The organism is Flavonifractor sp. (genome assembly GCF_019422385.1).
GTDB lineage: Bacteria > Bacillota > Clostridia > Oscillospirales > Oscillospiraceae > Flavonifractor > Flavonifractor avistercoris.
On sequence record NZ_JAHZDL010000015.1, the window covers coordinates 17,765 to 37,546 of the forward strand.

Sequence of the window (19,782 nt, forward strand, 5' to 3'; positions counted from 1 at the left end):
TTCGCACATTTCCGGATTTTTTGCGCCGAGGCGCAAACTCTGCGAGGCTGGTGAAAAGCATATGCTCTCTCTGCTTCATATCGAAAATATCGCGGTGATTGAGTCGGCGGACATCCAGTTCGACAGCGGCTTCAACGCCCTCACCGGCGAGACCGGCGCGGGCAAGTCCATCGTGGTGGACGCCATCGGGGCCATCACCGGGGAGCGCACCAGCCGGGAGCTGATCCGCACCGGCGCCAAGTCCGCCCAGGTCAGCGCCCTGTTCACCGGCCTGCCCGACCTGGACTGGTTCCGGGAGAACGGCATGGGGCCGGACGAGGACGGGAACCTGCTGCTCCAGCGGGAGATCCAGCCGGACGGGAAGAATGTGTGCCGCCTGGGCGGCCGGCCCATCACCGTGGCCCAGCTGCGCCAGCTGGGGCGGCAGCTGCTGAATATCCACGGCCAGCACGACGGGCAGCAGCTGCTGGACGAACGGTGCCATCTGGACTACCTGGACGGCTTCGGCGGCACGGCATCCCTCCAGGCCCGGTTCCGGGAGGCCTATGACAAGCTGTCCGCCATCCACAAGGAGATGGCAGCCCTGCGGATGGACGAGGCGGAGAAGGCCCGCCGCATTGACAGCCTGGAGTTCCAGATCAACGAGCTGGAGCGGGCGGAGTTGAAGGCCGGGGAGGAGGAGGCCCTCACCGAGCGGCGCAGTCTGCTGCGCAACGCGGGCAAGCTGATCGAGGCGGTGGAGGGGGCCCATCTGGCCCTCTCCGGCGACGAGGAGCGGGAGGGGGCCGCCGGCCTGATCGGCCAGGCGGAGGGCGCCCTCCACGCCGCGGCCCGGCTCAGCGGGCAGGCGGCGGCGCTGGCGGAGAGACTGGCGGAGCTGTCCGCCCTGGCGGACGACGTGTCCGAGCAGGTGCGGGAGCTGCGGGACAGCCTGGACTTCGAGCCCGGCGAGCTGGACGAGCTCGAGAGCCGGCTGGACGTGCTCCACCGGCTGAAAAAGAAGTATGGCAGCACGGTGGAGGACATGCTGTCCTATCTGGAGCGCTGCAAAAAGGAGCTGGATGAGATCCAGTTTGCCGACGACACCATTGCCCGGCTGGAGAAGGAGCAGGCCAAGGCTCTGACGGAGGCGAAAAAGCGGGGCGAGGCCCTGAGCCAGGCCCGACAAAAGGCGGCCAGGGCTCTGGAGGGCCGCATCCAGGACGAGCTGGCCCAGCTGGACATGCCCAAGGTGCGCTTCCGGACGGAGTTTTCCCCCAAGGCGGGGGAGTACGCCATGGACGAGACCGGCATGGACGAGGTGCAGTTTCTCATGTCCGCCAACGTGGGGGAGGACTTAAAGCCCATCCAGAAGATCGCCTCCGGCGGTGAGCTGGCCCGCATCATGCTGGCGCTGAAAAACGTGCTGGCGGAGAACGACCAGGTGGGCACCCTGGTGTTTGACGAGGTGGACACTGGCGTATCCGGCCGGGCGGCCCAGAAGGTGGCGGAGAAGCTGGCCGGGGTGGCCCGCACCAAGCAGGTGCTGTGCGTCACCCATCTGCCCCAGCTGGCCGCCATGGCGGACGTCCATTTCTCGGTGGAGAAGGGGGAGAAGAACGGACGCACCTTCACCCGGGTGGAGCGGCTGAGCCGGGAGCGGCGGATGGAGGAGCTGGCCCGCCTCACCTCCGGCGACCACATCACCGACGCCACCCGCCGGGCGGCGGGGGAGCTGCTGGACAGCGCAGAGCAGTTCAAGAAGAAGGGAAAATAACTGCACAAAAGTTTTGTTTTGTGAAGTTCAGGTTGTCGATAAACCCTCCAGCCGAAGGATTCGGAGGGAAGGATAGTGTGAAAGGCTGCCCCGCAGGGCGTTTCGGAGCGCAACCGCCGCTATGCGGCGGCACTTGGCGCGGAGATGAACCGTCAGGGTTCCCTTTCGCGTTGGATCAAACAACTTTTTGAAACTTTTTTGCAGTTTCAAAAAGTTCGGCAGCGTGTCGAAAAGACTTTTTCGACACGCTGGTTGAAGATTTCCCGCTTGACAAACGCCTCCGCCCGTACTATAATCCAACCCAATAGGAAACTGCGATGACAGGGAGAAGTACCAGTCCGCGTCCCGCCCAGAGAGCCCCCGGTTTGGTGAGAGGGGGAGGGGACAGGCCGGGAAATACACCCTGGAGCAGCCGCCCGAACCACGCTTGTGTGCAGTAGGGCTGTGTCGGGTGCGCCCGTTATCGCGCCGGGGTGTGATGGCACCCCATGAGGCCGCTTTCGCGAGGGAGCGGCGAACCAGAGGTGGTACCGCGTAGCTTTACGCCCTCTGTCCGCGAGGACAGGGGGCGTTTTCTCATTCAAAAGGCTGATAGCCTTTTGAATGAGGCTAGACTTTATTCCGCCGCCACAGGCGGCGAAACTCTGCGAGGCCTCTGTACGAATCAACCATTGATAAAATGAGACACAGGAAAAGGAGACAGACCAATGACCATCTACGAAGAACTGCAAGCCCGGGGCCTGATCGCCCAGGTCACCGACGAGGAGGAGATCAAGGAGCTGATCAACAACGGCAAGGCCACCTTCTATATCGGCTTTGATCCCACCGCCGACTCCCTCCACGTGGGCCACTTCATGGCCCTGATGCTGATGCGCCGTCTCCAGAAGGCGGGCAACCGCCCCATCGCCCTCATCGGCGGCGGCACCGGCATGGTGGGCGACCCCTCCGGCCGCACCGACATGCGCTCCATGATGACGGTGGAGACCATCCGGCACAACTGCGACTGCTTCAAGAAGCAGATGAGCAAGTTCATCGACTTCTCGGAGGGCAAGGCCCTGATGCTCAACAACGCCGACTGGCTGATGAACCTGAACTATATCGAGCTCCTCCGGGAGGTGGGCGCCTGCTTCTCGGTGAACAACATGCTGCGTGCTGAGTGCTACAAGCAGCGCATGGAGAAGGGCCTGTCCTTCCTGGAGTTCAACTATATGATCATGCAGTCCTACGACTTCTACCACATGTTCCAGACCGTGGGCTGCAATCTCCAGTGCGGCGGCGACGACCAGTGGTCCAATATGCTGGGCGGCACCGAGCTGATCCGCCGCAAGCTGGGCAAGGACGCCTACGCCATGACCATCACCCTGCTGCTCACCTCCGAGGGCAAGAAGATGGGCAAGACCCAGGCCGGCGCCGTGTGGCTGGATCCGGAGAAGACCAGCCCCTATGACTTCTACCAGTACTGGCGCAACGTGGACGACGCCGACGTGCTCAAGTGCCTGCGGATGCTCACCGACCTTCCTCTGGAGCAGATCGACGAGATGGACAAGTGGGAGGGGGCCCAGCTCAACCAGGCCAAGGAGATCCTGGCCTTTGAGCTGACCAAGCTGGTGCACTCCGAGGAGGAGGCCCGGAAGGCCCAGGACGCGGCCCGTGCCCTGTTCTCCCAGGGCGGCGACCGCTCCAACATGCCCACCACCGCCCTGGCCGCCGGTGATCTCACCGACGGGGCCGTCGGCGTGCTGGATCTCATGCTCAAGTGCGGCCTGGTGCCCTCCAAGAAGGAGGCCCGCCGCCTCATCGAGCAGGGCGGCGTGGAGCTGGACGGGGTAAAGGTTACCGACGTGGCCGCCTCTGTCACCGCGGAGCAGCTCTCCGGCGAGGGCGTGACCATCAAGAAGGGCAAGAAGGTGTTCCACCGGGCGGTTCTGAACTGAGCGGGCAAACGCGGCCGATATTTCATCCATACCGGGCGGGGAGCTGATTTACGGCTTCCCGCCCGGCTGTTTTGGTTGCGGAACGCGGGCAGCCATGGTACAATTTGAACAGAGACAAGGGGTGAAAGGAGACGGGCACTTTGGACGAAAAAAACAAGCGCAGCGAGAAAAAGTGGAAGTGGTATGTCCTGGAGCGGAAATCCGTATCGCTCCTGATTGTACTCCTGATCGCCATTCTGTTCTATGTGGGGCTGAACCATGTGGACGTCATTGCGGTGCGCGTGCGCATGTTCACCAATGTGATGATGCCCTTCATTGCCGGTTTTGCCATCGCCTACCTGCTCAACACCCCCATGTGCTTTTTTGAGCGCCGGGTGTTCAAGCGGTACAAGCACAGGCGGGGCCTGTCTATTCTGACGGTCTATCTGCTGGCCCTGGCCATTGTGGTGATTCTCCTCAATCTGATCATCCCCCAGGTGGCCCAGAGCGTGATCGACCTGGCCACCAATATGCAGGGCTATCTCAACAGCCTGGACAAGCTGGTGCAGGAGCTCATCGTGCAGTTCGATCTGGACGCCGAGGGGGTTAACGGCCTGTTGGGCTCCTATCAGGATCTGATCCAGTCGGCCACACAGCGGGTGTCCGAGGCCCTGCCCCAGCTGCTGGGCTTCGGCTATGCCGTGGGCACGGGCGTGGTGTCCGGCATCACCGCGGTGATCTCCTCCATCTATATGCTGGCGGGGAAGGGGCGGCTGGTGCCCCAGCTGAAGAAGCTCATCTACGCCATCCTCGCCAAGCCCCGGGCCGACTGGCTCCTGGATGTGTGCAGCCGGGCCAACCGGATTTTTGTGGGCTTCATCAACGGCAAGCTCATCGATTCGGCCATTATCGGTGTGCTGTGCTTCATCCTCTGCCTGATTGTCCGCATACCCTACCCCATGCTCATCAGCGTGGTGGTGGGCGTCACCAATATCATCCCGTTTTTCGGGCCCATCATCGGTGCCATCCCCTGCCTGATGATCCTGGTGATCGTGGATCCCTGGGCTGCGCTGCGGTTCTTCGTCCTGGTCATCGGCCTGCAGCAGTTTGACGGCAACATCCTGGGCCCCAAGATCCTGGGCGACAGCACCGGCCTGTCCGCCATCTGGGTGCTGGTGTCCATTGTGGTGTGCGGCGGGCTGTTTGGCTTCCCCGGCATGGTGCTGGGCGTGCCCACCTTCGCGGTGCTGTACACTCTGGTGCGTGACTGGGCCAACAGCCGCCTGCGGCGGAAGGGCCTGGACGGAAACGGCAGGCCCCTCCCGGGCGCTGGCCGCCAGCCGGAGAACTCAGAGGAGGAGCACACCCCGTAAAAAGTTCATCACAACAGAGGGGCGCGAAGCCATGGCTTCGCGCCCCTCTGTTTCTGTCTGGATTATGCCGCGGGCTTTTGGAGCAGCCCTGCCTCCTCCATGGCCTTTCGGAGCACCTCCCGGTGGCTGTCGGAGAGCGCACACAGGGGCAGGCGGAGGGAACCTGCGTCCCAGCCGGCCAGGTTCAGGGCCGCCTTGATGGGGATGGGGTTGACCTCGATAAAGAGGGCGTCCATGAGGGCCTGATACCGGAGCTGGAGGGCGGCGGCCTGTTTGAAATCCCCCTCCAGGCACAGGTGGGACATGCGCACCATAGCCTCAGGCGCCAGGTTGGCCGCCACCGAGACCACCCCTTCCGCCCCCAGGCTCATCATGGGCACCACCTGGTCGTCGTTGCCCGACCAGATATGGAAGTCCGGCCCGCAGAGGGCGCGGGTATGGGAGAGCAGGGAGAAATTCCCACTGGCCTCCTTGACGCCGTTGATGTTGGGGTGCTGGGAGAGAACCCGGTAGGTCTCGGCGGTGAAGGACACGCCGGTGCGGGAGGGCACGTTGTAGAGGAGGATGGGCACCTCCACCCGGTCTGCAATCGTGGTATAGTGCTGAATGAGCCCGTCCTGGGTGGCCTTGTTGTAATAGGGGGTGACCAGGAGCAGGGCGTCCGCCCCCGCGTCCTGGGCATGCCGGGACAGCCGGAGGGCGGCGGCGGTGTCGTTGCTCCCCGCGCCGGCGATCACCCTGGCCCGGCCGTTCACCCGCCTGACACAGGCCTTCACCAGCCTGATGTGCTCCCGGACAGAGAGGGTGGCGGACTCGCCGGTGGTGCCGCAGACGCAGACGGCGTCCACACCCCCCTCCAACTGCCGGTCGATCAGGCGGGCGAACTGGTCGTAGTTGACGGCGCCGCTGTGGGTAAAGGGGGTGACCAGGGCGGTGCAGGCCCCGGTAAAGACGGGCTCTCTCATGGAAATGGGCTTACCTCCTTACGATGTAGCCCTCCGCGCACAGCAGTTCAGCCAGAAGTACCGCGCCGCCGGCCGCGCCGCGGAGGGTGTTGTGGGACAGGCAGACGAACTTGTAGTCGTACTGCGTGTCGGGACGCAGGCGGCCGATGGAGACCGCCATGCCGCCCTCGGACATCCGATCCAGCCGGGTCTGGGGGCGGTCGGGCTCCTCAAAGTAGTGGAGGAACTGCTTGGGGGCGGAGGGGAGCTCCAGCTCCTGGGCCCGGCCCTGGAAGCCGGCCCAGCGGGCCTTGATTTCGTCCATGGTGGGCTTGTTCCGCAGGCGCATGAATACCGCCGCCATGTGGCCGTTGGACACGGGCACCCGCAGGCACTGGGCGGTGATGGCGGGGGAATCGGCGTTGACGATCACGCCGTTCTCCACCCGGCCCCACAGCTTGAGGGGCTCCTGCTCGCTCTTCTCCTCCTCGCCGCCGATGTATGGGATCACGTTGTCCACCATGTCCGGCCAGGTCTCAAAGGTCTTGCCGGCGCCGGAGATGGCCTGATAGGTGCACACCAGCACCTGCTCCAGCCCGAACTCCCGCAGGGGATGCAGGGCGGGGACATAGCTCTGGAGGGAGCAGTTGGACTTGACGGCGATGAAGCCCCGCTGCACGCCCAGGCGCTTCCGCTGAGCCTCGATGACCCGGATGTGCTCGGGGTTGATCTCGGGCACCACCATGGGCACGTCGGGCGTCCAGCGGTGGGCGGAGTTGTTGGAGACCACGGGGCACTCGTGCCTGGCGTAGGCCTCCTCCAGGGCCTGGATCTCCTCCTTCTTCATATCCACGGCGGAGAAGACGAAGTCCACCCGGGCGGCGATCTCCTCGATGTCGGTCTCGGCGTTGTACACCACCATGCCTTTGGCCGCCTCGGGCATGGGCACATCCAGGGCCCAGCGGGCGCCGATGGCCTCCTCGTAGGTCTTGCCGGCGGAGCGGGCGCTGGCCGCGATGGCGGTCAGCTCAAACCAGGGGTGGTTCTCCAGCAGGGTGACAAACCGCTGCCCCACCATGCCGGTGCCGCCGATGACGCCAACTCTGTACTTTTCCATAACCAATACCTCCATCGTCATAGTATCCTATTCCAAACACCGGTTGGTGTGCGTGGAATCCAGCGGATTTCCCGGGAAACCGCAAATCCGCGGTTTACAGAACAGCCGGTTCTGTACTATAATGTCAAAGACGGCTGTATTCTGCCGGTATCCGTCCGGCGCGGGCCGCCGGCCCCGTCTGATACGGATACTGCCCAGTTTGAAAAATTGTACCACAGGGAAAAGCGGCGTGTCAACGAAAGCGAGCTGAGAATTTCACCAAATGAAGGGTAAAACATGCGGAAAAATGGTTCGTGCCGCGGTGCTCTCCGCGGCCCTGCTGGCCGGGGCCCTGCCCCTGAGCGCCCAGGCGGCGTCGGTGGAGGCCGATCCCACCATCCGGGTGGGCCTGTACTACGGCAGCAGCGCCCTGGCCGGCGCCAACCTGGCCAACGAGGTGGGGGAGGGCTACCGCTTCGGCTATTTTGATGAGGACAGGGCGTTCCAGGAGCTGGGCTACACCTATGAGAGCACCGTCTCCATGGTCAAGACCCAGAATGTCTGGTACGGCACCGGGGTGGACTGGAACGGCTCTGGCTACTACGACAGCCAGACCTCCAACATCGCCGTGGGCTGCTGGCATCTGGAGCTGCCCGGCACCTACCGCAGCTTTGAGGAGGCGGCGGACGAGGCCGCCCGGTACGAGGGCGGCTTCCCGGCATGGATTGACGGGGTGTACACCGTACGGGTGGGGGCCTATCTGGATCAGGACGAGGCCCTGGATGCCCAGGCGTCCCTGGGCCTTTCGTCGGCCAGTGTGGCGGGCACCTCCGGCGCGGGGGTTTCTGTGGTGCGCACGGGGACGAATGAGATCCTGTTCCAGTTCGACAGCACCCAGGGGCTGTATCTGGCGGTAAACCCGGGCCAGAGCGACCGGGAGGAGGCTCAGACCCATTTCCGGGGCAACCTCTATTTCGGGGCCTTCGAGTACCGGCGGAGCGGCGGGGACATCACCGTGGTCAACGTGCTGTCCATGGACGACTATATCCAGGGGGTCATCCTGCAGGAGATGAGTGCCTCCTGGCCGCTGGAGGCGCTGAAGGCCCAGGCGGTGTGCGCCCGCAGCTATGCCTACGGCACCCTCCGGGCCAGCAAGCACCAGGGCGACGGCTTCGATCTGTGCAATGCCGTCCACTGCCAGGCGTACAAAGGCGTGGCTGAGATGAGCGACAACAGCCGCCGGGCGGTGGAGGAGACCAGCGGGGAGTACCTGTGGTACAACGGCCAGGTGGCCGAGCAGGCGGTGTACTCCTCCCACAACGGCGGGGCCAGTGAGAGCGCCGTCAACGTCTGGGGCAACGACTACCCCTATCTGACCGGAAAAATCGACCCCTATGAGGCGGCGGTGGCGGACAGGATCTCCAACTACAACTGGACGGTCACCTTCACCGGCGAAGAGCTGGCGGAGAAGGTGGGGGCCTCCGCCGACATCGTCAGCTTCCAGATCACCGAGACCAGCGCCACCGGAAACACCATTGAGATCACCCTCACCGACGCCAACGGCAAGCAGTATGTGGAGTCGGGGGACGACTGCCGCACGGTGCTGGGCCTGCGCTCCATCCGCTACACCGTCAACGGCGGCGGCTCCGCCTCCGGCGGCTATACCGTCAACGGAACCGGCACCCTGTCCACCCTGAACGGGGCCTATGCCGTCAACAGTGACGGCGACGTGAGCGCCCTGACCGACGGGCAGGCCTATGTCATCACCGGCGGCGGCTCCACCGCGCTGCTGGAGCCAAGCGCCGGCGGCAGCTCGTCCGCCTCCGTCAGCTCCGGTGACGGCACGTTTACCATCACCGGCTCCGGCTGGGGCCACAGCGTGGGCCTGAGCCAGTGGGGCGCCTACGCCATGGCCCAGCAGGGCTATACATATGAGGACATCCTCACCTTCTACTACACTGGAATCGAGGTGCGCACACCATAAAGACCGCTGATTTTGACTTTTATCTGCCCGAGGAGCTCATCGCCCAGACGCCGCTGGAGCGGCGGGACGCCTCCCGGCTCATGGTGCTGGACAAGAACACCGGCGCCACCCGGCACCTGCATTTTTATGACCTGCCCACTCTACTCCGTCCGGGGGACTGCCTGGTGCTCAACGACTCCCGGGTGCTGCCCGCCCGGCTGATCGGACATCGGGAGCCCGGCGGCGGCGCGGTGGAGGTGCTGCTGCTCATCGACCGGGGGAACAAGACCTGGGAGTGCCTGGTGCGCCCCGGACGCAAGCTGAAGCCCGGCGCCCGCGTGTCCTTCGGGGACGGGGAGCTGAAGGCCGAGGTGGTGGAGGTGTGCGAGGGGGGCAACCGGCTGGTGCGCTTCGAGTACGAGGGCATCTTCCTGGAGACCCTGGAGCGGCTGGGCAAGATGCCCCTGCCGCCCTATATCAAGGCGGAGCTGCAGGATCCCGAGCGATATCAGACCGTCTACTCCCGGGAGGCGGGCTCTGCCGCCGCCCCCACCGCCGGACTCCATTTCACCCCGGAGCTGCTGGAGCAGGTGAGGGCCATGGGGGTGAAAACCTGCTTTGTCACCCTCCACGTGGGCCTGGGCACCTTCCGCCCGGTGAAGGAGGAGGAGATCACCGATCACGACATGCACTCGGAGTACTGCATGATCTCCGCCGAGACCGCTGAGGCCATCAACCAGACCAAGCGGGAAGGGGGGCGGGTGATCTGCGTGGGCACCACCTCCTGCCGCACCATCGAGAGCTGGGCGGCGGAGGACGGCACCCTGAAGGAGAGCGCCGGGTGGACAAAGATCTTCATCTATCCCGGCTACCGCTTCAAGGTGCTGGACGGCCTGATCACCAACTTCCACCTGCCGGAGTCCACGCTGATCATGCTGGTGTCCGCCCTGGCCGGGCGGGAGCACGTCCTGGCCGCCTACAACGAGGCGGTGGAGCAGAAGTACCGCTTTTTCTCCTTCGGAGACGCCATGTTCATCTCCTGAACCCCCTGCGGGGCGCGATGCAGACGCGCCCCGCAGATTTTTTTGATCCCCCCTTGACAAAATGACAGTGGTTTGGTATGATTTGACCATAAACTGTAACTAAAAAAATTACAAATAGAATAGCAGGCCTCCGCCGGCGGCATCCTAAGGCCGGCGGCAGGCCGGGAAAGGAAGATTGCTATGACCCCTGTTACGATTACCAAGGAGAATTTCGCGGAGCTGGTGGAGCGGGCGGAGAAGCCCGTGCTGGTGGACTTCTGGGCGCCCTGGTGCGTCTACTGCCGCCGCATCGGCCCCGCCGTCGACCAGATCGCCCAGCAGTACGACGGACAGCTCGTGGTGGGCAAGGTCAACATTGACGAGCAGCCCGAGCTGGAGGAGCGGTTCCAGGTGGACACCATCCCCACCCTGCTGCTGTTCCGGAACGGCCAGGCGGGAGAGCCCCTGATCGCCCCCGGCTCCAAGGCCCAGATTGTGGACTGGGCCGGCCTGTAAGCGGGGAGGGAAGTCGGTATGAGCACAGCCCATTACGACGTGGCGGTGATCGGCGGCGGCCCCGGCGGGTATACCGCCGCCCTCTACTGCGCCCGCAGCGGCCGGTCGGTGGTGGTGCTGGAGAAGCTGTCCGCCGGCGGCCAGATGGCCACCACCGACCAGGTGGACAACTACCCCGGCTTTGACGAGGGCATCAACGGCTTTGAGCTGGCGGAGCGGATGGAGCGGCAGGCGCAGCGCTTCGGCGCGGTCACCGTCTATGCCGAGGTGACCGGCGTGGAGCTGTCCGCCTGCCCCAAGCGGATCGAGAGCTCCGAGGGGGAGTTCACCGCAGACGCGGTGATCCTGGCCACCGGCGCCTCCCCGAGGGAGCTGGGCCTGCCGGGGGAGGGCGCCCTCAGGGGCCGGGGGGTGGCCTACTGCGCCACCTGCGACGGCATGTTCTTCAAGGACAAAACAGTGGCGGTGGCCGGCGGCGGCAACACGGCGGTGGAGGACGCCCTCTATCTGTCCAGACTGTGCAAAAAGGTCTGGCTGATCCACCGGCGGGATCGGCTGCGGGCCTCTGCGGTGTACCACCGGGCCCTGGAGGAACAGGGGGTGGAGATCATCTGGAACACCCGGATTACCGCCCTGCGCAGGGAGAAACGCCTGACAGGGCTGGAGCTGGAGGATGTGAACACCGGCGCCCGGCGGGAGCTGGCGTGCGGCGGCCTGTTTGTGGCCGTGGGCCGGGTGCCGGATACCGCCCTCTTCGCCGGGCAGGTGGACATGGACGGGGCCGGCTATGTGGCGGCGGACGAGTCCACCCGCACCAGCATCCCCGGCGTGTTCGCGGTGGGGGACGTGCGCACCAAGGCGGTGCGGCAGATTGTCACCGCCGCCGCCGACGGGGCCGTGGCGGCCCACTACGCGGAGGAGTATCTCCTCTCCCTGGCGGAGAGGGAGGGAAGCGCATGAACAGCGCGTTCTGCCTGGCGGTTCACGCCCTGGTGTACCTGCACCACCGGGGGGAGCTGGTGTCCAGCGAGGAGCTGGCCCGGAACATCTGCACCAATCCGGCCCGGGTGCGCAAGGTGATGGCGGGCCTGAAAAAGGCCGGGCTGGTGGAGACCCGGGAGGGGAGCGAGGGGGGCTACCGCTTTGCGGGGGAGCCGGAATCCCTCACCCTGGATCGGGTGGCGGCGGCAGTGGACGCCCGCTTTGTGGTCGCCCGCTGGCGCAGCGGCAGCTTGGATCAGCCCTGCCTGGTGGCCTCCGGCATGGCGGACGTGATGGACGGCCTGCTGGGGGAGCTGGACGACCGCTGCCGCGCCTATCTTTCCACCGTTACCCTGGCGGAGCTCGACCGCCGTCTAAAACTTGTTAAGTAGGAGATGACCATGGGACTTACACTGGAGACCAGCGTACCCGTACTTACCGTGCTGATACAGGGGCTTCTCAGCTTTTTCTCCCCCTGTGTGCTGCCCCTGGTGCCCCTGTATGTAGGCTATCTGGCCGGGGGCGCCAAGACCGTGGATGACCAGGGCAATATCCGTTACCCCCGGGGCAGGGTGCTGGTGAACACCATCTTCTTTGTGGTGGGGGTCAGCTTTGCCTTCTTCCTGCTGGGGTTCGGCTTCACCGCCCTGGGCACCTTCTTCACCCGGAATCAGACCTGGTTTGCCCGCATCAGCGGCATCATCATGATCCTTTTTGGCCTGTATCAGTTCGGCGTGTTCGGCCGCTCCCGGGCCCTGGAGAACGAGCACCGACTGCCCTTCCGGCTGGATCGCTGGGCCATGAATCCCCTGGTGGCCCTGGTGCTGGGCTTCACCTTCAGCTTTGCCTGGACGCCCTGCGTGGGCCCCACCCTGGGCAGCGTGCTGCTGATGGCCTCCTCCTCCGGCAGCGCGGCCAGAGGCTTTCTGCTCATCGGGGTATACACCGTGGGCTTCGTGGTGCCCTTCCTGGCGGTGGGCCTGTTCACCGGCACGGTGCTGGACTTCTTCAATCGCCACCAGAAGGTGGTGCGCTACACCGTGAAGGTGGGGGCGGCCCTGCTGGTGCTCATGGGCGTCATGACCCTCACCGGCTTCATGAACGGCATCACCAGCTACCTGTCCAGCGCGGCGGGCAGCGGCGTATCCAACCAGTCCCAGACGGAGGAGAGCGCGGCCCCCGCGCCGTCCGAGGCTTCGGTATCTGAAACCCCGGTGACGGAGGAGAGCCCGGCGGCGAGTGAGCGGCCGGTGATCCCCGCCCCCGACTTCACCCTGGTGGATCAGTACGGGGAGACCCATACATTGTCCGACTACGCGGGCAAGACGGTGTTCCTCAATTTCTGGGCCACCTGGTGCGGCCCCTGCAAGAGCGAGATGCCGGAGATCCAGGCTCTCTATGAGAAGTACGGGGAGAACCAGGGGGATTTGATCGTCCTGGGGGTGGCCAACCCCAAGACCGAGGACGCGCCCTATAATCAGGACGTGACCCAGGCGGAGGTGGAGCAGTTCCTGGAGGACAACGGCTACACCTTCCCGGTGGTGATGGACACCACGGGCGAGATTTTCTATTACTACGGCATCACCGCCTTCCCCACCACCTTCATGATCGGCGTCGACGGCAACGTGTTCGGCTATGTGCCCGGGGCCCTCACCGGCGACATCATGGAGTCCATCGTCCAGCAGACTATGGACGGCGTGGCAGAGCAAGAGACGAAATAGAGTGACGAGGTGCGCCCAGCAGGGCGCACCTCGTTCTTCGTGTCTCAGCTCCCGGTGGGAACCGGGGTTCCGAGTTTGACCAACAGTACCACAGCGGCCATGCCCAGCACAAACAGGGCGCACCAGAGCAGGAAGGCCCGGGATTTGACAGCCAACCCCCGCCGGGACAGCCGCTCCAGCACCCCGCCCATAGCCAGGGAGAGCAGGAAGCACCCGCCCCAGATGGTCCATCCGTCGTGGCCGTGTCCCCAGGGGGCCCCGGCGGGGTTGGGGCCCGCCAGCTCCCCCAGCGCCAGGCCCAGGGCAAAGCCGATGGAGGCGGTGGCTGAGAACCGGTATTTTCCCCAAAGGGCGGGGAGGGCGGAGATCAGCAGGGCGGCCCAGAACAGCTTCTGGCGGAGCAGCCAGCCGTACAGGTAGGAGAGTTGCTGAGGATCATTCCCGAACAGCCAGCCCGCCAAAGAATAGCTGCCCGGCGCGGTGCCGAAGATCCGCCCCAGCAGATAGATGACCAGATAGGCCCCCGCCACGGCCAGGATGGCCAGGAGGTTGCGTCTCCGCCGGCTCCGGCGTCTCTCCGCCTCCCGCTCCGCCCGGAGGAGGGCGTAGGCCTGCTCTGCGGCTCCGCTCCCCACTGCCGGGGAATCCAGCAGGCTGCCGGCGGTGGTGCCCAGCAGCTCCGCCAGCCTGTGGAGGTTCTCCGCGCTGGGGGCGGACTGGCCGCTCTCCCATTTGGCCACCGCCTGGCGGCTCACCCCAAGGCGCCCGGCCACCATCTCCTGGGACATGCCCCTGGCCTTCCTCTGCTCCCGGATGCGCTCTCCCAGTGTCATTGTCCTCACCTCGAGCCCAATTATAAGGGAAGGCGCCCGTCCTGTCCACCAACTATTCGGCAACCGGCGGTTGCAGCGGCGGGGAAATGCCCGCTTTTGCCGGAAACCTTGCCAAGTTCCCCGCCTTCTGGTATGATAATGTCTGCTGAATCCATTGCTTTGAAGACAAAGGAGTTTTACTGTGTTTGAAGTCCTGAAAACAGAGGGGAAGGCCCGGCGGGGCGTGTTCACCTGCGCCCACGGCACGGTGCAGACGCCGGTGTTCATGAACGTGGGCACCCAGGGGGCCATCAAGGGGGCGGTATCCGCCCTGGATCTGAAGGAGATCGGCTGCCAGGTGGAGCTGTCCAACACCTACCACCTCCACCTGCGCCCCGGCGACCAGGTGGTGCGCCAGATGGGCGGCCTGCACAAGTTCATGCGGTGGGACGGCCCTATCCTCACCGACTCCGGCGGGTTCCAGGTGTTCTCCCTGTCCGGCCTGCGCAAGATCAAGGAGGAGGGGGTCACCTTCGCCTCCCACATCGACGGCCGCCGCATCTTCATGGGGCCGGAGGAGTCCATGCAGATCCAGTCCAACCTGGGCTCTGACATCGCCATGGCCTTTGACGAGTGTGTGGAGAACCCTGCCACCTACGAGTACGCCAAGGCCTCCTGCGAGCGCACCCTCCGCTGGCTGGAGCGGTGCGTGGCGGAGCATAACCGGCTCAACGCCCTGCCCGACGCGGTGAATCCCCGGCAGATGCTCTTCGGCATCAACCAGGGGGCCACCTTTGAGGATCTGCGTATCTGGCACATGAAGGAGATCGCCAAGCTGGACTGCGACGGGTACGCCATCGGCGGCCTGGCGGTGGGGGAGCCCACCCAGGTGATGTACGACATCATCGACGCGGTGGAGCCCTGGATGCCGGCGGACAAGCCCCGCTACCTCATGGGGGTGGGCACCCCCTCCAACATCATCGAGGGGGTGGCCCGGGGGGTCGACTTCTTCGACTGCGTCATGCCCGCCCGCAATGCCCGCCACGCCAAGCTCTTCACCTGGTCGGGGGCGATGAACATCCGCAATGAGAAGTACAAGCTGGACGAGCGGCCCATCGACCCGGACTGCGACTGCCCGGTATGCCGGAACTTCTCCCGGGCCTATCTGCGCCACCTGTTTGCAGCGGAGGAGATGCTGGCTATGCGCCTGGCTGTGCTCCACAACCTCTATTTCTACAACAAGCTGACCCAGCGTATCCGCCAGGCCCTGGACGAAGGGCAGTTCGCCGCCTTCCGGGCGGAGTACTCGGAGAAGCTGGCTGGGCGGCTGTGAAGTTTTTGTAAAGGAAACCAGAAAAGGGCTTGTCAAATCCTGCATTTGGCTTTATAATGTCCCTTTGATAAGTCCTTTTATCAAAGAAACATTCGGAGGGGATACCATTGTTCACACAGGCTGCAAGCGCGCTGCTGACGCAGAGCACCGAGGGCACCGCGAGCTTTATGTCCATGATCCTGCCGCTGGTCATTCTGATCGCGGTCTTCTACTTCCTGCTGATCCGGCCGGAAAACAAAAAGAAGAAGGCGGCGGCCAAGATGCGTTCCGAGCTGGCGGTGGGTGACGAGATCACCACCATCGGCGGCATAGTGGGCACCATCTGCCAGGTGAAGGAGGACACCATCGTTATCGAGACCAGCGCCGACCGCGTGCGCATCGAGTTTACCAAGTGGGCCATCTCCACCAAGGGCACCCAGTCCACGGAGAACGCCCCTGCGGATACCAAGGACACCAAGGATTCCAAGGACAAGAAGTAATATCGTACTAGCCAGCACCCTCCCTGCATAGGTTTCAGTAGAAATCCATGCCAAGGGAGGGTGTTTCTATGGGGAAAAAAGAGGAGGAGCAGGGCGCGAAGCTGATCCGCTGCGGCATGGGAATCGTGCTGGGCGGTGTGCTGGCCCTGGCGGTCTGCTTTGCCTTTCTGCTGGCCGCGTCGGCGGCCATCTCCGGCGGCCTGGCGGGGGAGGAGCTGATGTACCAGCTGACCATCGTGGGCTGCGTGCTGGGGGCCTTCGCCGGCGGTGTGCTGGCCGTGCGGCGGTGCGGGAGCCGGGCGCTGATCGTGGGCCTGACCGCCGGGGCGGTGCTGTTCCTGCTGCTGCTCACCATCGGCTCGCTGTGCTTTGAGAATGTGTCCCTGGAGGCCGGAGGCATCGGCCTGCTGTGCGGCTGCCTGTGCGGCGGCGCGGCCGCCGGGCTGCTGGGAAGCGGGAAGAAAAAAGCCGCACCCCGGAAAAAACGCAGAAAATAATTGAAATCAGGCGATGGATGTGGTATACTCATTCTAAACTATCGCCATGGGAGGGAAACGAGAATGAAGCATGTCAAGACGCTGAACGGCGCGACCCTGAAGAAGAGCGCCGCCCACGGCGGCTGCGGGGAGTGCCAGACCTCCTGCCAGTCCGCCTGCAAGACCTCTTGCACCGTCGCCAATCAGAAGTGCGAGAACCAGTAAGAACGAACAGGGCTTGAAAAGGGTGGGGTACCCCCACCCTTTTTCCATGCCGGAATCAAGTGAGGAACGAACAGATATGGTACATACCTTTCAATGCCTCGGTGTAAATATCGCCGTGGATGTGAACAGCGGTGCCGTCCACGTGCTGGACGAGCTGACCTACCACCTGCTGGAGCTGGTGGAGCCCCCCATGGGAGAGCACTGCCCGGCGGAGGTGGCGGCCAGGCTGCCCCAGTACGACCCCGCCGCCCTGGAGGAGGCATGGCAGGAGCTGCGCGGCCTGGCGGAGCAGGGGCTGCTCTTCGAGGAGGACGACTACATCGACCGGGAGAAGGCCGCGTCCATGCAGCAGCAGGCCCTGGTGAAGGCCCTGTGCCTCCATGTGTCCCACGACTGTAACCTGCGGTGCAAATACTGCTTCGCGGGTACCGGCGACTTCGGCACCGGCCACCGCATGACCATGGACTTTGAGACCGCCAAGAAGGCCATCGACTTTGTGATCGAGAAGTCCGGCCACCGGCGCAACATCGAGGTGGACTTCTTCGGCGGGGAGCCCCTGATGGCTATGGACACGGTGAAGAAGACGGTGGAGTACGCCCGCTCCGTGGAGAAGGAGCACGACAAATGCTTCCGCTTTACCATCACCACCAACGGCGTGCTCCTCAATGACGAGAACATCGAGTACATCAACCGGGAGATGTCCAACGCCGTGCTGTCCCTGGACGGCCGGAAGGAGGTCAATGACGATCTGCGTCCCACCGTCAACGGCAAGGGCAGCTATGACGTGATCGTCCCCAAGTTTGAGAAGCTCATCGCCGGCCGGGGCACCAAGGATTACTATCTGCGGGGCACCTTCACCCGCTTCCACAAGGACTTCGCTGAGGACGTGAAGGCCCTGGCGGCCATCGGCAGGAACGTGTCGGTGGAGCCGGTGGTGGGGAAGAGGGAAGATCCCTATGCGCTCCAGGAGGAGGATCTGCCCGAGCTGGAGGCCGAGTACGAGCGCCTGGCCGAGTACCTGAAGGATCACCCCGAGACCAACTTCTTCCATTTTAATGTGGATCTGGCCCAGGGGCCCTGCGTGATCAAGCGGCTGCGTGGCTGCGGCGCGGGCTGCGAGTACGTGGCCATCACCCCGGAGGGGGATATCTATCCCTGTCACCAGTTCGTCGGCAACGAGGACTACAGGCTGGGCAGCGTCCACGACGGCACCTTTGACAAGGAGCTGTCCGGCCGCTTTGCCGGGCTGAACATCTACACCCGGGAGGAGTGCCGGGACTGCTGGGCCCGGTTCTACTGCTCCGGCGGGTGCTCCGCCTCCAACCTGCTTGTCAACGGCGACATAAAAAAGCCCCACCGGGTGGGGTGCGAGCTGGAGCGCAAGCGGCTGGAGTGTGCCATCGCCCTGCGGGCTATTGCGGCGGGCATGGCGGACTGAGGTATACAGATCGCAATTATACGGGATGTAATCGGATGTAATCGGCTCAAAAGTTCTGGATTTTTCAGAGATATGCGTTAAAAATAGCAGAAAGAGGCGAGAAAGAGGGGCGCCGCAGTATGCGGCGCCCCTCCTCTGGTTTGCGAGATTTACATAATATAGTTTACATAAAATATTGGCATAATAACCAAAAATGATTTTTTTATCTCAGGATCCTTGCACACGCGGCTCAGTTGGTCTATAGTTAGCATAGGAACGGTTCCAGCACGTCTACGGGCGGCCCTGTCCGCATACACTCCCATGGGAGGTGGGAGCCATGCGGAGGGCAGACCGTTGGAGCACATCGGCGGACGGGTCGGTACTGATATTGGCGGCGGTGTCGGCCAGCTTTTTCCTGGGCGGGCTGGCGGGCTGCCTGCTGGCCGGCTGTGTGGACGGCGGCGGGCAGGAGAGCCTGGCCGCCTATGTGGAGGGCTTCCTGCGGGCCGCACAGGCGGGAGATGCCGCTCCGCCGGCCCTGGCCGCGCTGGTGTGGGAGACTCTGCGCTGGCCGCTGCTGGCCCTTCTGCTGGGCTTCACGGCCCTGGGGCTGCTGGCCCTGCCCCCGCTCTTCGCGGTGCGGGGGTTCCTGCTGGCCTTTTCCATCGCCTCTTTCGTGCGCCTCTTCGGCGGTACGGGCTGTCTGCTGGCCCTGCTGGTGTTCGGCGTGGGCGGGGCTTTTTCTGTCCCGGTGCTCTTTGTGCTGGGGGTGCAGAGTTTCATGACCGCCCGGACATTAGCTGGGCGGGTCTGGGGGGAGAGCAAGGCCGCCCCCCTCTATGGACGGGCCTATTGGCTGCGCTGCGGCGGGTGCGCTGCGGCTTTGTGTGTGTGTATGCTGCTGGATGGCTTCGCGGTTCCCGCGCTGGTGTCCGGCTTGGCCGGCACCCTGCTGGCCGGATAGAGAATTGTGTGAGAAGGTGTTGGACGGATGGATTATCAATCGGGCTATGCCCACTACCTGACCGAGGAAAAGCGTGCTTCTTCCAACACCCTGAGCTCCTACCTGCGGGATGTGAACCAGTATCTGCACTGGCTGGCGGGGGAGAAGCTCCTGCCGGAGCAGGTGGAGCAGCGGGATGTGGAGGCCTATACCCGCTTCCTCACATCCAAGGGGAAGTCGGCGGCCACGGTGACCCGTAGCCTGGCCTCCCTCAAGTCCTTTTACACCTACCTGATGGGGAAGGGGCTGGTGGCGGTGAACCCGGCCCGGGGGCTGTCCCCGGCCAGGGTGGAGCGCAAGCTGCCCCACATCCTCACCTCCAAGGAGGTGGAGCTCTTTCTGGAGCAGCCCGACCCCTCCGACGCCAAGGGCTGCCGGGATCGGGCCATGCTGGAGCTGCTCTACGCCACCGGCATCCGGGTGTCGGAGCTCATCGGCCTGGATCTGGACAACGTCAACCTGGCGGCGGGCTTCCTCCGCTGCGCCGGCCGGGGAAAGGAGCGGATGATCCCCCTCTATCCCGCGGCGGTTCAGGCCCTGGAGGACTACATTACCCACGTGCGGCCTCAGATGGTGGAGCACCCCGATGAACGGGCCCTGTTCGTCAACATGAGCGGGGAGCGGATGAGCCGCCAGGGCTTCTGGAAGATCATCAAGCACTACCAGGAGAAGGCGGGCATCCAGACGGAGATCACCCCCCACACCCTGCGCCACTCCTTTGCCGCCCACCTGCTGGAGAACGGGGCGGACCT

The 19,782-nt window shown here is 64.3% G+C and carries 19 protein-coding genes and 1 other annotated feature; of the genes, 16 read left to right on the forward strand and 3 right to left on the reverse strand.

Annotation, left to right across the window (positions count from 1 at the left end; translation table 11 throughout):
* The first annotated feature begins 61 nt into the window (after positions 1-61).
* The 3 genes from recN to QZ378_RS03730 all read left to right on the forward strand — a co-directional run bounded on the left by recN (position 62) and on the right by QZ378_RS03730 (position 5,042).
* Complete coding sequence (gene recN, locus QZ378_RS03720) at positions 62-1,756, forward strand: DNA repair protein RecN (protein ID WP_291257350.1); 1,695 nt, start codon at positions 62-64, stop codon at positions 1,754-1,756.
* Between the two features lie 308 nt (positions 1,757-2,064).
* Positions 2,065-2,309: a binding site (T-box leader), on the forward strand.
* A 154-nt stretch (positions 2,310-2,463) separates the two neighbouring features.
* Entirely contained in the window at positions 2,464-3,690 is a 1,227-nt protein-coding gene (gene tyrS, locus QZ378_RS03725) for a tyrosine--tRNA ligase (RefSeq protein WP_291257351.1), read from the forward strand.
* A gap of 140 nt (positions 3,691-3,830) precedes the next feature.
* The gene (locus tag QZ378_RS03730) at positions 3,831-5,042 is read left to right on the forward strand and encodes an AI-2E family transporter (protein ID WP_291257352.1); all 1,212 of its coding nucleotides are present in this window, start codon (positions 3,831-3,833) and stop codon (positions 5,040-5,042) included.
* A gap of 62 nt (positions 5,043-5,104) precedes the next feature.
* Here QZ378_RS03730 and dapA read toward each other — a convergent pair whose 3' ends face one another.
* Both dapA and asd read right to left on the reverse strand, forming a co-directional pair.
* Positions 5,105-6,007, reverse strand: a complete 903-nt coding sequence (gene dapA / locus QZ378_RS03735; RefSeq protein WP_291257353.1) for a 4-hydroxy-tetrahydrodipicolinate synthase — start codon at positions 6,005-6,007, stop codon at positions 5,105-5,107.
* A 10-nt stretch (positions 6,008-6,017) separates the two neighbouring features.
* Entirely contained in the window at positions 6,018-7,103 is a 1,086-nt protein-coding gene (gene asd / locus QZ378_RS03740; RefSeq protein ID WP_191378533.1) for an aspartate-semialdehyde dehydrogenase, read from the reverse strand.
* 262 nt (positions 7,104-7,365) lie between these two features.
* Between asd and QZ378_RS03745 the strand changes: the two genes are divergently transcribed.
* The 6 genes from QZ378_RS03745 to QZ378_RS03770 all read left to right on the forward strand — a co-directional run bounded on the left by QZ378_RS03745 (position 7,366) and on the right by QZ378_RS03770 (position 13,285).
* Positions 7,366-9,066: a SpoIID/LytB domain-containing protein gene (locus QZ378_RS03745; RefSeq protein WP_291257354.1), complete on the forward strand. Its 1,701-nt coding sequence runs from the start codon at positions 7,366-7,368 to the stop codon at positions 9,064-9,066.
* Positions 9,063-10,088 (forward strand): tRNA preQ1(34) S-adenosylmethionine ribosyltransferase-isomerase QueA, encoded by a 1,026-nt coding sequence (gene queA / locus QZ378_RS03750; RefSeq protein WP_191385039.1) that lies wholly within the window; start codon positions 9,063-9,065, stop codon positions 10,086-10,088. Before QZ378_RS03745 ends, queA begins: the two co-directional genes overlap by 4 nt.
* 180 nt (positions 10,089-10,268) lie before the next feature.
* A complete protein-coding gene (gene trxA / locus QZ378_RS03755; RefSeq protein WP_087240691.1) occupies positions 10,269-10,583 on the forward strand; it encodes a thioredoxin in 315 nt (104 codons plus the stop codon).
* Positions 10,584-10,601: 18 nt separating this feature from the next.
* Entirely contained in the window at positions 10,602-11,543 is a 942-nt protein-coding gene (trxB, locus tag QZ378_RS03760; RefSeq protein WP_291257355.1) for a thioredoxin-disulfide reductase, read from the forward strand.
* Positions 11,540-11,956: an Rrf2 family transcriptional regulator gene (locus QZ378_RS03765; protein ID WP_291257356.1), complete on the forward strand. Its 417-nt coding sequence runs from the start codon at positions 11,540-11,542 to the stop codon at positions 11,954-11,956. The genes trxB and QZ378_RS03765 overlap by 4 nt, the downstream gene beginning before the upstream one ends.
* Before the next feature lie 9 nt (positions 11,957-11,965).
* Positions 11,966-13,285: a cytochrome c biogenesis protein/redoxin gene (locus QZ378_RS03770; protein WP_291257357.1), complete on the forward strand. Its 1,320-nt coding sequence runs from the start codon at positions 11,966-11,968 to the stop codon at positions 13,283-13,285.
* Positions 13,286-13,329: 44 nt separating this feature from the next.
* Here the strand turns inward: QZ378_RS03770 and QZ378_RS03775 are convergent, their stop codons facing one another.
* Complete coding sequence (locus QZ378_RS03775; RefSeq protein WP_291257358.1) at positions 13,330-14,118, reverse strand: helix-turn-helix transcriptional regulator; 789 nt, start codon at positions 14,116-14,118, stop codon at positions 13,330-13,332.
* Positions 14,119-14,299: 181 nt separating this feature from the next.
* On the opposite strand from QZ378_RS03775, the gene tgt reads away from it, so the two are divergent.
* The 7 genes from tgt to QZ378_RS03810 all read left to right on the forward strand — a co-directional run.
* The gene (gene tgt / locus QZ378_RS03780; RefSeq protein WP_191528614.1) at positions 14,300-15,430 is read left to right on the forward strand and encodes a tRNA guanosine(34) transglycosylase Tgt; all 1,131 of its coding nucleotides are present in this window, start codon (positions 14,300-14,302) and stop codon (positions 15,428-15,430) included.
* A 107-nt stretch (positions 15,431-15,537) separates the two neighbouring features.
* Complete coding sequence (gene yajC, locus QZ378_RS03785; protein ID WP_291257359.1) at positions 15,538-15,909, forward strand: preprotein translocase subunit YajC; 372 nt, start codon at positions 15,538-15,540, stop codon at positions 15,907-15,909.
* 68 nt (positions 15,910-15,977) lie between these two features.
* Positions 15,978-16,406 carry a TIGR04086 family membrane protein gene (locus QZ378_RS03790; RefSeq protein ID WP_291257360.1) on the forward strand — a complete coding sequence of 143 codons (429 nt, stop codon included), beginning with the start codon at positions 15,978-15,980 and terminating at the stop codon, positions 16,404-16,406.
* A gap of 63 nt (positions 16,407-16,469) precedes the next feature.
* A complete protein-coding gene (scfA, locus tag QZ378_RS03795; protein ID WP_007489363.1) occupies positions 16,470-16,610 on the forward strand; it encodes a six-cysteine ranthipeptide SCIFF in 141 nt (46 codons plus the stop codon).
* 76 nt (positions 16,611-16,686) lie between these two features.
* Positions 16,687-18,048 (forward strand): thioether cross-link-forming SCIFF peptide maturase, encoded by a 1,362-nt coding sequence (scfB, locus tag QZ378_RS03800; RefSeq protein WP_291257361.1) that lies wholly within the window; start codon positions 16,687-16,689, stop codon positions 18,046-18,048.
* Between the two features lie 316 nt (positions 18,049-18,364).
* Positions 18,365-18,991, forward strand: coding sequence for a stage II sporulation protein M (locus tag QZ378_RS03805; RefSeq protein ID WP_291257362.1), 627 nt, complete (start codon positions 18,365-18,367; stop codon positions 18,989-18,991).
* A gap of 27 nt (positions 18,992-19,018) precedes the next feature.
* A partial coding sequence (locus tag QZ378_RS03810; protein WP_291257363.1) for a tyrosine-type recombinase/integrase occupies positions 19,019-19,782 on the forward strand: 764 nt, incomplete at its 3' end.

Excerpts from the sequence above, each read along its gene's own strand:
- QZ378_RS03775 (WP_291257358.1), bottom strand. The coding sequence starts at position 14,118 with ATGACACTGGGAGAGCGCATCCGGGAGCAGAGGAAGGCCAGGGGCATG.
- scfB (WP_291257361.1), top strand. The coding sequence starts at position 16,687 with ATGGTACATACCTTTCAATGCCTCGGTGTAAATATCGCCGTGGATGTG.
- recN (WP_291257350.1), top strand. The coding sequence starts at position 62 with ATGCTCTCTCTGCTTCATATCGAAAATATCGCGGTGATTGAGTCGGCG.
- dapA (WP_291257353.1), bottom strand. The coding sequence starts at position 6,007 with ATGAGAGAGCCCGTCTTTACCGGGGCCTGCACCGCCCTGGTCACCCCC.
- QZ378_RS03770 (WP_291257357.1), top strand. The coding sequence starts at position 11,966 with ATGGGACTTACACTGGAGACCAGCGTACCCGTACTTACCGTGCTGATA.
- tyrS (WP_291257351.1), top strand. The coding sequence starts at position 2,464 with ATGACCATCTACGAAGAACTGCAAGCCCGGGGCCTGATCGCCCAGGTC.
- QZ378_RS03765 (WP_291257356.1), top strand. The coding sequence starts at position 11,540 with ATGAACAGCGCGTTCTGCCTGGCGGTTCACGCCCTGGTGTACCTGCAC.
- trxA (WP_087240691.1), top strand. The coding sequence starts at position 10,269 with ATGACCCCTGTTACGATTACCAAGGAGAATTTCGCGGAGCTGGTGGAG.
- QZ378_RS03805 (WP_291257362.1), top strand. The coding sequence starts at position 18,365 with ATGCGGAGGGCAGACCGTTGGAGCACATCGGCGGACGGGTCGGTACTG.
- scfA (WP_007489363.1), top strand. The coding sequence starts at position 16,470 with ATGAAGCATGTCAAGACGCTGAACGGCGCGACCCTGAAGAAGAGCGCC.
- QZ378_RS03790 (WP_291257360.1), top strand. The coding sequence starts at position 15,978 with ATGGGGAAAAAAGAGGAGGAGCAGGGCGCGAAGCTGATCCGCTGCGGC.
- asd (WP_191378533.1), bottom strand. The coding sequence starts at position 7,103 with ATGGAAAAGTACAGAGTTGGCGTCATCGGCGGCACCGGCATGGTGGGG.
- trxB (WP_291257355.1), top strand. The coding sequence starts at position 10,602 with ATGAGCACAGCCCATTACGACGTGGCGGTGATCGGCGGCGGCCCCGGC.
- QZ378_RS03745 (WP_291257354.1), top strand. The coding sequence starts at position 7,366 with ATGAAGGGTAAAACATGCGGAAAAATGGTTCGTGCCGCGGTGCTCTCC.